At 59.5% G+C, this 11,260-nt stretch carries 13 protein-coding genes and 1 riboswitch; of the genes, 12 read left to right on the top strand and 1 reads right to left on the bottom strand.

Annotated elements, in window-relative coordinates:
• Nucleotides 1-69 precede the first annotated feature (69 nt).
• The 12 genes from dnaJ (at nt 70) to radC (ending at nt 9,693) form a co-directional block, all read left to right on the top strand.
• Nucleotides 70-1,221, top strand: a complete 1,152-nt coding sequence (dnaJ, locus tag GOV87_RS13210) for a molecular chaperone DnaJ (protein ID WP_171123856.1) — start codon at nt 70-72, stop codon at nt 1,219-1,221.
• Between the two features lie 173 nt (nt 1,222-1,394).
• A riboswitch (TPP riboswitch) is annotated at nt 1,395-1,501 on the top strand.
• 47 nt (nt 1,502-1,548) lie between these two features.
• Nucleotides 1,549-2,352 carry a bifunctional hydroxymethylpyrimidine kinase/phosphomethylpyrimidine kinase gene (gene thiD, locus GOV87_RS13205; protein ID WP_171212101.1) on the top strand — a complete coding sequence of 268 codons (804 nt, stop codon included), beginning with the start codon at nt 1,549-1,551 and terminating at the stop codon, nt 2,350-2,352.
• On the top strand, nt 2,349-3,326 hold the full coding sequence (locus GOV87_RS13200; protein WP_171212100.1) for an FAD-dependent oxidoreductase: 978 nt from the start codon (nt 2,349-2,351) through the stop codon (nt 3,324-3,326). The genes thiD and GOV87_RS13200 overlap by 4 nt, the downstream gene beginning before the upstream one ends.
• Complete coding sequence (gene thiS, locus GOV87_RS13195; protein WP_171123862.1) at nt 3,310-3,504, top strand: sulfur carrier protein ThiS; 195 nt, start codon at nt 3,310-3,312, stop codon at nt 3,502-3,504. The genes GOV87_RS13200 and thiS overlap by 17 nt, the downstream gene beginning before the upstream one ends.
• Before the next feature lie 2 nt (nt 3,505-3,506).
• Nucleotides 3,507-4,271, top strand: a complete 765-nt coding sequence (locus tag GOV87_RS13190; protein WP_171124151.1) for a thiazole synthase — start codon at nt 3,507-3,509, stop codon at nt 4,269-4,271.
• The gene (locus GOV87_RS13185; protein ID WP_171212099.1) at nt 4,268-4,864 is read left to right on the top strand and encodes a thiamine phosphate synthase; all 597 of its coding nucleotides are present in this window, start codon (nt 4,268-4,270) and stop codon (nt 4,862-4,864) included. The genes GOV87_RS13190 and GOV87_RS13185 overlap by 4 nt, the downstream gene beginning before the upstream one ends.
• A complete protein-coding gene (locus tag GOV87_RS13180; RefSeq protein ID WP_171212098.1) occupies nt 4,861-5,823 on the top strand; it encodes a HesA/MoeB/ThiF family protein in 963 nt (320 codons plus the stop codon). The genes GOV87_RS13185 and GOV87_RS13180 overlap by 4 nt, the downstream gene beginning before the upstream one ends.
• Before the next feature lie 19 nt (nt 5,824-5,842).
• Nucleotides 5,843-6,778, top strand: a complete 936-nt coding sequence (locus GOV87_RS13175) for an ABC transporter substrate-binding protein (RefSeq protein ID WP_171212097.1) — start codon at nt 5,843-5,845, stop codon at nt 6,776-6,778.
• A complete protein-coding gene (gene tenA, locus GOV87_RS13170; RefSeq protein ID WP_171212096.1) occupies nt 6,775-7,449 on the top strand; it encodes a thiaminase II in 675 nt (224 codons plus the stop codon). Before GOV87_RS13175 ends, tenA begins: the two co-directional genes overlap by 4 nt.
• Entirely contained in the window at nt 7,446-8,171 is a 726-nt protein-coding gene (locus GOV87_RS13165; protein ID WP_171212095.1) for an ABC transporter ATP-binding protein, read from the top strand. The genes tenA and GOV87_RS13165 overlap by 4 nt, the downstream gene beginning before the upstream one ends.
• Nucleotides 8,168-8,902 carry an ABC transporter permease gene (locus GOV87_RS13160; RefSeq protein ID WP_171212094.1) on the top strand — a complete coding sequence of 245 codons (735 nt, stop codon included), beginning with the start codon at nt 8,168-8,170 and terminating at the stop codon, nt 8,900-8,902. The genes GOV87_RS13165 and GOV87_RS13160 overlap by 4 nt, the downstream gene beginning before the upstream one ends.
• A gap of 35 nt (nt 8,903-8,937) precedes the next feature.
• Nucleotides 8,938-9,693, top strand: coding sequence for a DNA repair protein RadC (gene radC, locus GOV87_RS13155; RefSeq protein WP_171212179.1), 756 nt, complete (start codon nt 8,938-8,940; stop codon nt 9,691-9,693).
• Between the two features lie 3 nt (nt 9,694-9,696).
• Here the strand turns inward: radC and GOV87_RS13150 are convergent, their stop codons facing one another.
• Nucleotides 9,697-11,253 carry a phosphate ABC transporter substrate-binding/OmpA family protein gene (locus GOV87_RS13150; RefSeq protein ID WP_171212092.1) on the bottom strand — a complete coding sequence of 519 codons (1,557 nt, stop codon included), beginning with the start codon at nt 11,251-11,253 and terminating at the stop codon, nt 9,697-9,699.
• Nucleotides 11,254-11,260 lie beyond the last annotated feature (7 nt).

Genomic DNA, 11,260 nt, shown 5'->3' with positions numbered 1-11,260 from the left:
AACCGGGCCAATTCGGGCCGGTCCGGTTGTCGGGCCGGCCCGATTACGTTGAGGCAGAAGGAAATACTGATGTCAAAACGCGACTACTATGATGTGCTCGGCGTATCAAAGGGCGCATCAGCGGACGAGATCAAGAAAGGCTTTCGCAAGAAAGCCAAGGAATTGCATCCCGACCGCAACAAGGACAACCCGGATGCCGAGGCGCAGTTCAAGGAAGCGAACGAAGCCTATGACGTTCTGCGCGATGCCGAGAAAAAGGCCGCCTATGACCGCTTTGGCCATGCCGCGTTTGAAAACGGCATGGGTGGTGGTGGCCGTCCCGGTGGTGGGTTTGGTCAGGGCGACTTTTCCAGCGCATTTTCTGACGTATTTGACGACCTGTTCGGTGATTTCATGGGTGGTCAGCGTGGCGGGGCCGGCGGCGGCCGTCGTGCTGCACGTGGATCAGACCTACGCTACAACCTGCGCGTGACGCTGGAAGAGGCATTCTCGGGGCTTCAGAAAACCATCAACGTCCCCGCTGCAGTTGCCTGCTCCGCCTGTGACGGTTCGGGCGCGGAAAGTGGCGTCGAGCCTACAACCTGCCCCACATGTTCCGGCATGGGCAAGGTCCGCGCGCAACAGGGCTTTTTCACGGTAGAACGGTCTTGTCCGACCTGTTCGGGCCTTGGCCAGATCATTAAGAATCCCTGTAAATCCTGTGGCGGCGCAGGCCGCGTCGAAAAAGAGCGCGCATTGTCCGTGAACATCCCTGCCGGTGTTGAAACCGGTACGCGCATTCGTCTGGCAGGCGAGGGTGAGGCCGGGATGCGTGGTGGCCCTCCGGGTGATCTCTATATCTTTGTCGAGGTTTCGGATCACAAACTGTTCGAACGTGACAGCGTGAACCTTTATTGCCGCGTCCCCGTCAGCATGGCAAAGGCCGCGCTTGGTGGGTCGATCGAGGTGCCGACGATCGACGGCGGCCGTGGTCGCGTGCAGATTCCGGCTGGAAGTCAGTCGGGCCGACAGATGCGTCTACGCAGTAAGGGTATGCCTGCGCTGCGTGGTGGCGGTGTCGGGGATATGTTCATCGAATTGGCGGTGGAAACACCGGTGAACCTGACCAGCCGTCAGAAAGAGCTTTTGAAAGAGTTCGACGACTTGGGCGAAGACAATCATCCCGAATCCAAAAGCTTCTTCTCTTCGGTGAAATCGTTCTGGGACGGGATGAAGGGCTGAAGCCTTCAGTCAGGGGGCTCTGCCCCCGCCGCCCATTCGGGCGACTCCCCCGGGATATTTTTGGCCAGATGAAGCAGGGGATCCGTTCTTCATCTGGCCAAAAATATCCCGGAGCGCGAGGCAGAGCCTCGCAGAATCCTCTTGATTAATCCGACCGCGCCTGAGATGTTCTGCGCCAACCGTTGGGGTGCCCTGATCATGGGGCTGAGAGGTGCAAATGCGCCAACCCATCGAACCTGATCCGGGCAATACCGGCGGAGGGAACGGTCGTACAGTTTACTGACGTTATCCACGCCACCGTTGCCCCTACTGAACCGGAGCAACCAAATGGCGCCTATTGCATTGACAATTGCAGGATCGGACAGCGGCGGCGGCGCCGGAATACAGGCCGATCTTAAGGCGATGTCGGCGCTGGGTGTGTTTGGCGCGAGTGTTGTTACGGCGGTAACGGCGCAGAACACCCGTGCGGTGACCGCCGTGCATGGAATACCGCTGGAGGTTATCGCCGCGCAGATTGATGCTGTTCTGACTGATCTGAAGGTTGGTTCCATCAAGATTGGAATGTTGGCGACACCTGAGATTATCCATACCGTGGCCGACAGCATCGCAGCTTTTGAAGGTCCGATTGTTTTGGATCCCGTGATGGTCGCCAAGTCGGGGGATGCCTTGTTGGCGCAGGACGCGGTCCAAACCTTGCGGGATGTGCTCTTACCTCGCGCTTCGGTATTGACGCCCAATTTGCCGGAAGCTGCGTGTCTGTTGGGCAGCGCGGCGGCTACGTCTCCTGCGGAAATGGCGGATCAGGGGCGTAGCTTGTGTGCATTGGGGGCAAAGGCCGTATTGATGAAGGGCGGTCATGGCGTAGGGGATATTTGCCACGATGTACTGCTGGACGCTTCGGGCGTTGTTGGCGAATATACAGCCCCACGTGTTGAGACCCGCAACACGCACGGCACCGGTTGCACGTTGTCATCCTCGATTGCTGCGGGATTGGCCAAAGGTCTTGCACTGCCCGATGCGGTCGCGCAGGCGCATGAGTATCTTCAGGGGGCAATCGCTAAGGCGGATGAGCTGAATATCGGACAGGGCCACGGGCCGGTTCATCACTTTCATCGGGTGTGGACGGCATGACGCTTTGGTCGGTCATAGGGGCCGGTGTTGCCGGTTTGACCGTCGCCAGCGAGCTTGTGTCGCGTGGCGCGAAGGTGCAGGTTTTTGACCCCGGCGGCCCTCCGGGTGCGCATGGGTGTTCCTGGTGGGCTGGCGGTATGTTGGCTCCGTGGTGCGAGTATGAAAATGCCGAGGAACCAGTGCTGCGCCTGGGGCAAGGCGCGTTGGAATGGTGGGGCACGCGCACCGTGGTACATCGGCGCGGTACTCTGGTTGTTGCCAATTCAAGAGATTTGCCTGATTTGCGCCGGTTCTCGCGTCGGACGCATGGATTTAAGGACGTCGATCAGCCGGAAATAGTCGAATTAGAGCCTGATTTAGCGGGTTTTCCTAAGGGCCTGTTCTTTTCGAACGAGGCGCATCTGGACCCGCGTCGCGCGCTGCTGGACCTGTATCGGCGTTTGCAATCAGAGGATGTGGTATTTCATCAGAAACTTGCCCCGTCGGGTTTGAAAAACACCATTGATTGTCGGGGTTTGCACGCGCGCGAGACATTGCATGACCTTCGTGGGGTCAAGGGTGAGATGCTTGTGATCCGGTGCCCTGACGTTACCCTGTCTCGGCCCGTACGCCTGTTGCACCCGCGGATGCCGCTTTACATCGTGCCGCGCGGCAATGGCGTCTACATGCTGGGCGCGACAATGATCGAATCTGAGGACAGCAGCCGCATCACCGCGCGGTCCATGTTGGAATTGTTAAGCGCCGCATACGCGCTGAACCCCGCCTTCGGAGAAGCGGAGGTGCTGGAAATCGGTGTCGATCTGCGCCCGGCTTTCTCCGACAACCTGCCGCGCATTCGGCGTCTGGGGCATACGATTTATGCGAACGGGCTGTATCGTCATGGTTACCTGTTGGCCCCGGCACTTGCGCAGGGTGTGGCTGATCTGGCGCTTGAGAACAAACATTCGGAGATGGTCGATGAAGATCGTGCTTAACGGTGAACCACGCGAGGTGCGCGCCGAAACCTTGTCGGACTTGTTGCTGGAATGCGGGTTTACCGGTCGTGTCGCGACGGCGGTGAATGAAGACTTTGTACCGTCGACCCTACGCGTCGCCCATAAACTGACTGACGGCGACAGGGTCGAAGTTGTTGCGCCGATGCAGGGGGGCTGAAGGTGAAGACGTTCTATGGCACCAAACTGCCGAATCCATTGATGCTGGGGACTGCGCAGTACCCCAGCCCGGCAATACTAGAAAAAGCATTTCGGGAAAGTAGAGCCGGGGTCGCCACCGTGTCCTTGCGGCGCGAATCTGGTGCCGGGCAGACGTTTTGGCAAATTATCCGCGACCTTGGCGTTTTGGTTCTGCCCAACACCGCTGGCTGCCATACCGTTAAAGAGGCCGTGACTACGGCGCATATGGCGCGCGAGGTGTTTGATACCAAGTGGATCAAACTTGAACTGATAGGCCATACCGACAGCCTGCAGCCGGATGTGTTTCAATTGGTCGAGGCGGCCCGCATCCTGACCGGAGATGGGTTTCAGGTCTTCCCGTACACCACTGACGATCTGGTTGTGGCAGAACGCCTGTTGGGGGCCGGGTGCGAGGTGCTGATGCCCTGGGGCGCGCCGATTGGGTCGGGGCGCGGGCTGAACAACGAATACGCGCTGCGCGCGCTGCGCGCCGAGTTTGCTGATGTCCCGTTGGTGATTGATGCGGGGATCGGCCTGCCAAGTCACGCGGCACACGCGATGGAGTTGGGGTATGACGCCGTGCTTCTCAATACAGCCGTGGCGCGGGCGGGCGACCCGGCGGCGATGGCGCGAGCCATGATGTTGGCGATCGAGGCGGGGCAACTGGCGCATGAGGCCGATCCGATCGAGGCCCGAGATATGGCTGAGCCTTCGACCCCAGTGATCGGAAAGGCGTTTCTGTCATGACGCTGGACCGGTTTTACCCAATTTTCGATCACTCCGACTGGTTGCGCCGCATGTTGCCGCTGGGCGTCAAACTGGTCCAGTTGCGGATCAAAGATCAGCCGGATGAGGTGGTGTGGGAACAGATTTCTGCGTCACTGGACCTCTGTCGAGCACACGGCGCGGTGCTGGTAGTGAACGACTATTGGCAGGCCGCCATTGATGCGGGGTGTGACTGGATCCATCTGGGTCAGGAGGATTTGGACGACGCCGATCTAAAATCCATCCGTAAGGCTGGGCTGAAGCTGGGCGTGTCCACCCATGACGATGATGAGCTGGAGCGTGTTCTGGCGATGGACCCGGATTATGTGGCGCTTGGCCCTGTCTACCCGACGATTCTGAAGAAAATGAAATGGGAACAGCAGGGTTTGCCGCGCGTGATCGAGTGGAAGGCACGGGTGGGCGACATTCCCCTAGTCGGTATCGGTGGCATGAGTGTGGAGCGTGCACTGGGCGTATTGCAGGCGGGTGCGGATATCGTTTCGGTCGTGACAGATATCACCCTAAACGCCGACCCCGAAGCCCGCGTGCGCCAATGGATCGAGGTCACGCGATGAGCCGTTACGCGCGTCAAACCCTGTTGCCCGAAGTCGGGGCCGAAGGTCAGGCGCGCTTGTCCGACGCGCGGGTTATCGTGATTGGCGCCGGAGGTCTGGCGGCACCGGTTCTTCCCCTACTTGCCGGTGCCGGTATCGGGCAGATCACGATTGTAGATGGTGACACGGTTGCCTTGTCAAACCTGCACCGCCAGACGTTGTTTGCCGAAGCGGATTGTGGGCGGCCCAAAGCTGCGGTCGCTGCTGAACGGTGCCGCGCGTTGAATGGCGAGATCAACGTAATTGCGAGTGAACAGGCCCTAACAAGCGAAAACGCAGCCGACTTGGTGGCGCAGGCAGATGTGGTTCTGGATTGTGCTGACAGTTACGCCGCCAGCTATATCCTGTCCGACACGTGTTTTGGCGCGGGAAAACCACTGATCACCGCGTCGGTTCTGGGTCTGTCGGGTTATGTCGGCGGGTTCTGCGGCGGTGCCCCGTCATTGCGCGCTGTGTTTCCGGATGCGCCGGACAATGGGGCAAGTTGCGCAACAGCGGGCGTTTTGGGGCCCGTTGTGGGAATGATCGGTGCGATGCAGGCGCAAATGACGCTGAACCTGATATTGGGGCTGGACCCCTCGCCCTTGGGTCAGATGGTTCAGTTCGACGCGCGAACCTTGCGCAGCACCACTTTTCGCTTTGACAATGCGCCCGAGCCCGATCGGCATTTCAGATTTGTCTCCCCGGGCGATCTGACCGAGGACGACTTGATCGTTGAACTACGCGGCGAAGACGAAGCACCGAAACCCGTGCATCCGAATGCGCGGCGCCTGTCGCTCAACGCCTTAAAATCAGAGCCTAACAAAGAGAAAACACTGGCTTTGTGCTGCGCCACAGGTTTGCGCGCCTGGCGCGCCGCTGAAGAATTACAACCGGATTGGTCCGGCGAGATTGTCCTCGTCGCGGCCGCAACCTCGTGAACAGAAGGAAACGTGAGACATGAAAAAGCTGATCACAGCCATCGCTCTGCTGGCCGCCGCGCCTGCATGGGCCGAGGACAAGATGACCGTGCTGCTGGACTGGTTCATCAACCCTGATCACGGTCCCATCATCGTCGCTCAGGAAAATGGCTACTTCGCAGATGAGGGGCTTGAGGTCGAGATCGTCCCACCTGCGGACCCGTCTGCGCCTCCGCGTCTGGTTGCTGCGGGTCAGGCGGAATTGGCCGTGTCTTATCAACCGCAACTGCATCTGCAGATCCACGAGGGGCTGCCGCTCAAGCGGGTGGGCACTTTGGTTGCGACGCCGCTCAACTGTCTGTTGGTGCTTGAGGACGGCCCGATCAAATCGCTTGCCGATCTCAAGGGCAAGAAGGTCGGATTCTCGGTCGCAGGTGTGGAAGAGGCAATCCTGACGGCGATGCTGAACGCACATGGTGTTGCACTGGACGATATCGAGCTGATCAACGTCAACTTTTCGCTGTCGCCGTCGCTGATGACCGGTCAGGTCGATGCTGTGATCGGCGCGTTCCGTAACTTTGAGCTGAACCAGATGGATATCGAAGGCGTCGCAGGCCGTTGCTTCTATATCGAGGAAGAAGGCGTTCCGCCCTATGATGAACTGATCTATGTCGCCAATCCCGACAGGATGGACACCGACATGATCGCCCGTTTTCTGGCAGCGACCGAGAAAGCCACCCAGTACATCGTCAACAACCCCGAAAAAAGCTGGGAGATTTTCGCCGCCACGTCGCCTGAGCTGCAGGACGAACTGAATGCACGCGCATGGGTCGACACTCTGCCCCGTTTTGCCCTGCGTCCAGCGGGTTTTGACGCTGGCCGTTATGCCCGGTTCGAAGAATTCCTCAAGGACAGCGGCATGATCGACAGCATCAACCCGGTCAGCGACATCACCATCGACGTGACTGCGCAATGAGCGAGTACGGCAAGGCCTTCGCGCTGATGCGCGACGCGGCGCAAGGGCCGTGGCGGGACTATACCCGCCACGCTTTTGTCGAAGGGCTGAAGGACGGAAACCTGCCGCGTGACGCGTTCCTGCACTATCTGCGTCAGGACTATGTGTTTCTGATCCACTTTTCTCGTGCCTGGGCCTTGGCGGTGGTGAAATCGGAAACCCATTCCGAGATGCTGACTGCAGTCGGTACCGTGAACGCGCTGGTGGCCGAGGAAATGCAGCTTCATATTGGTATTTGCGAGGCCGAAGGTATCTCGGGCGAGGAACTATTCGCCACCCCTGAACGTGCCGAGAATCTGGCCTATACGCGGTTTGTGCTCGAGGCGGGTTACAGCGGCGATCTGCTGGACCTGCTGGCGGCTCTTGCGCCATGCGTTATGGGCTATGGTGAGATCGGAGCGCGTCTGGCGTCCGAGGCTACGTCGGAGACCTATCGCGACTGGATCAACACCTATGCAGGCCCGGACTATCAAGAGGCATGCAAGGCGGTGGGATCATTGCTGGACCAGGCTCTAACACGACGTATTGGACCGGATTTTGAAACTTCGCCCCGGTGGGACAGGCTGTGCCAGACCTTCCGAACCGCCACAGAGCTAGAGGTCAATTTCTGGCAAATGGGCCTGACACCATGACCCCTGCACCGGATCTAACCATAGGCGGCACGGCCACCATTGACGGAGCGACGCTGTTCGCGCCGCTTAGCCTGACCCTTGGGTCGGGACAGTGGACCTGTTTGCTGGGGGGGTCGGGTGTTGGAAAGACCACAGTCCTGCGCTTGATCGCAGGGCTAGAAACGGGCGCGGATTTCGAGGGCCAGATTACCGCAAGTGATGGTCAGACCGTGGCGGATCGCGTCGCGTATATGGCGCAGGACGATCTGTTGTTGCCGTGGGCGACAGTTGCGCAGAACGTATCATTGGGCGCGCGGCTGCGCGGTGAGACACCCGATATCGAACGCAGGGACCGTTTGATCGAACGGATGCGGCTTCAGGATCACATGGCCAAGAGACCGTCAGAACTGTCCGGGGGGCAACGCCAGCGGGTCGCGTTGGCGCGAACCCTGATGGAGGATCGGCCCATCGTTTTGCTGGATGAGCCGTTCTCGGCCCTGGATGCGCGTACACGAGCCGATATGCAGGACCTTGCCGCCGATGCGCTGAAGGGCAGGACCGTTCTTTTGGTGACCCACGATCCGGGCGAGGCCGCGCGGCTGGGTCAATCCATTGTGGTGATGACACCGCAGGGGCTGACCTCATGCGATCCCCCTACCGCGCCTGCGCCGCGCCATGTGGATGATCTGGAAACGCTGGAAACGCAGGGTGCTTTGTTGCGACTGCTGAGAGAGGCTGCATGAAGATCCTGTCGGCCCTTGCTGCAACCGTGTTTGCGCTGGCTCTTTGGCAGGCGTTCGTCAGCCTGACCGGGTTGCCGAAATTCATCCTGCCCGGCCCGGCATTGGTTGCCGAGACATGGTGGCAGAATCGCTGGATCATCGCGGAACACACGTGGATTACGGCGGTTGAGGTGGTGATCGGTTTGGCCTTTGGGACGGTTCTGGGCGTTCTGACCGCCCTGCAACTGGCCAATTCACGCGCGGCGCGGGTGTTGGTGCAGCCGATGCTGGTCTTTACCCAAGCCTTGCCGGTTTTCGCGCTGGCACCTTTACTGACCCTGTGGCTGGGATACGGGTTGTGGTCCAAGGTCGCCATGGCCGTGTTGATCATCTACTTCCCGATCACGTCCTCCTTCTTTGACGGGCTGATGCGGACGCCACAAGGGTATCTGGACCTTGCGCGCACCATGCAGGCCAGCCCCCGTGCCGTGTTGTGGCACATTCGTATACCCGCCGCGCTGCCGTCGCTGGCCTCGGGGATGCGGCTGGCGGCCGTTTATGCTCCGATCGGGGCGGTGATCGGCGAATGGGTCGGGTCCTCGCAAGGGTTGGGTTATCTGATGCTGTTGGCCAATGGGCGCGCCAAAACCGATCTGATGTTTGCTGCGATGCTGACGCTGGGGGTATTTTCCATCCTTTTGCACCTGATTGTCCGACGGGCCACTGCGCGCATGGCGGGCGAGGCGCGTTAACCATTCAGAAACTGATTCTGAGCCAATCTTTGAGTATGACTCAGGATGCCTTTGCCGAAGCCCCCTCATTGTTCGACGTTGACGAAGCCCCGGTGCAACCTTTGCCGACGGGTAAGTTGCCGTCTTATATCAAGGATCACCGCAAGCGGCTGCGCGAACGGTTCATGGCTGGCGGTTCGGCTGCCATGCCGGATTACGAGTTGCTGGAACTGGTCCTTTTCCGCGCGATCCCTCGGCAGGATGTTAAACCTCTGGCGCGTGCCCTCATGGACAAATTCGGCGATTTCAACCGCGTTCTGACTGCGCCAGAAGAACGGCTGCGGCAGATCAAAGGCGTGGGCGATACGGTGATCACCGACCTCAAGATACTCGAAGCCTGCGCCCACCGAATGGCACGGGCGCGGGTGATGCAGCGGCACGTGATTTCCGGCTGGGATGCTTTGCTGGACTATTGCCACACAACCATGGCGCACCGCGAGACTGAACAGTTTCGGGTGTTCTTTCTGGACCGCAAGAATGTGCTGATCGCGGATGAGGAACAAGCCAAGGGCACGGTGGACCATGTGCCAGTCTACCCGCGCGAGGTCGCCAAACGCGCGCTTGAGCTAAACGCCTCGGCCCTGATCCTTGTGCATAACCATCCCTCGGGTGATCCGACGCCTTCGCAATCGGACATCGACATGACAAACCGAATTCAGGATGCCTGCACGGCCTTAGGGCTGACGCTGCACGATCACCTGATCATCGGAAAATCAAATGAGCTGAGTTTCCGCTCCCAAGGGTATCTGTAGCTGTCACTCGACCCAGACCTCGACCCGGCGATTGACTTTGCGGCCCCAATTCGTCTCATCGCAGGCCATTGGCATCGCTTCACCAAATGCATCCACATTCAGTTCGACACTGTCTGGCACCGTGGTCTCAACGGCTGCCAGCACTGCATTGCGAACCGTTTTCGCGCGCAGCAGGGCGATACGTGCATTGCCTGCGGCGGGACCGTCGCCATCACTGAACCCGACAAAGGTCAGCTTGCGCGCATCGAATGCCCCGGATTCAATCTGTTGTGCCAGCTGCCGTATGTTGGACCGCGATTGCGCGTCAGGCCGGGACGATCCCGCCTCGAACCGAAAGGACAGTGACAAGCGTGAGAGGGGACGCAGCGTTTCGATCATGCGCTGCAATTCGTCCAGCCCGACCTCGGGGCCGCCTGACGCTATGGCGTTTGCCAGCCGATCCCCCTGTAACCCGATCTGCATCATTTCCGGGGCTTGATCGACAAAACCAGAGTTTCGGATCTGTAACTGTGCCGCATCGCTTTGGGTATAGGCCAGAAACTGCCTTGCGATCCGGGGCAGGCGGCGGTTGGGCAGATACAGGAACATGGGCGAAGTAAGGGGATAATCCTCGGTCTTGATAGTCTGCCGCGTGGCAGAAAGCGCATGACCGCACCCCCCGGTCAACGGCAGCGCACGAACAGTGTCCAGTTCAGCCTGACTTGCCAACCCGACGGCGAACGGGTCTTTTGCCACCTTTTGCACAAGCGAACCGCTGTGAATATGGCGAACCACGCTTTCCGACAGGGCTGCGTCTGATGGCACAAACAACTGGTCCTCGGCAATCTGGGCCAGTCCTGAACCAGCACTAGGCAAATGGGTTGAGATCGGCGCATCCGGCCCCCCCAATTCGGCCCAGTTCATAATCTCTCCGGCAAAAACCCGAACCAGATCGGTTGGGGAAATCTGCCGCACGGGATTATCCATTGCAACGATCGGGACCAGCGCGTCCAATGCCACAACACGCGACCGGCGCACATGGGTCAGGTCGCCCAGACCGGCCGCCTCTGCCGCGGTTTGCTCATCATCGCGTATTTCGCGCAGGGCCATCACGATGTCGGTCTCGTTATTGGTCAGATCGACAAAACCCTGCCCTGTGTTGTGTGCGCTGAAAAAGAACCGCCCCAGCGGTGCATTCCGACCCGTTTTCTGGAGCTCGATCACGAGGTTGCCAGACTCGGAATCAGGAGGCGTGGCCAGCAACCCCTCTTGCCGGGCGAAACCTGTGATCAGTGCCGGCAGAACTTTTTCGGCCATCACGGACGAGCCTGAGAAACGCACCTCTGCCACGAAATCAGTCAGGCTGGGGCATGCTGGGCCGTCACACGTGACGCCTGATCCATCAACGGTCAGCGTTCCGAACGGAGTGTCCACCCGATAGAACTCACCATCAAAGCCAAGCAGGTTACCGACAACCTCAACCTTACCGTCATGGGATGTCAGGGTGATATCCTGCGCGGACACGTTTTTGGATAGCGTCAGCGAAATAAGTGCAGCGACCGCCACACGAAGAAAGGTCATAAGAAGA

Origin of the sequence: Ruegeria sp. HKCCA5426, assembly GCF_013034585.1 — a bacterium.
Lineage (GTDB): Bacteria > Pseudomonadota > Alphaproteobacteria > Rhodobacterales > Rhodobacteraceae > Ruegeria.
This window is presented reverse-complemented; position numbering and strand designations above follow the sequence as displayed.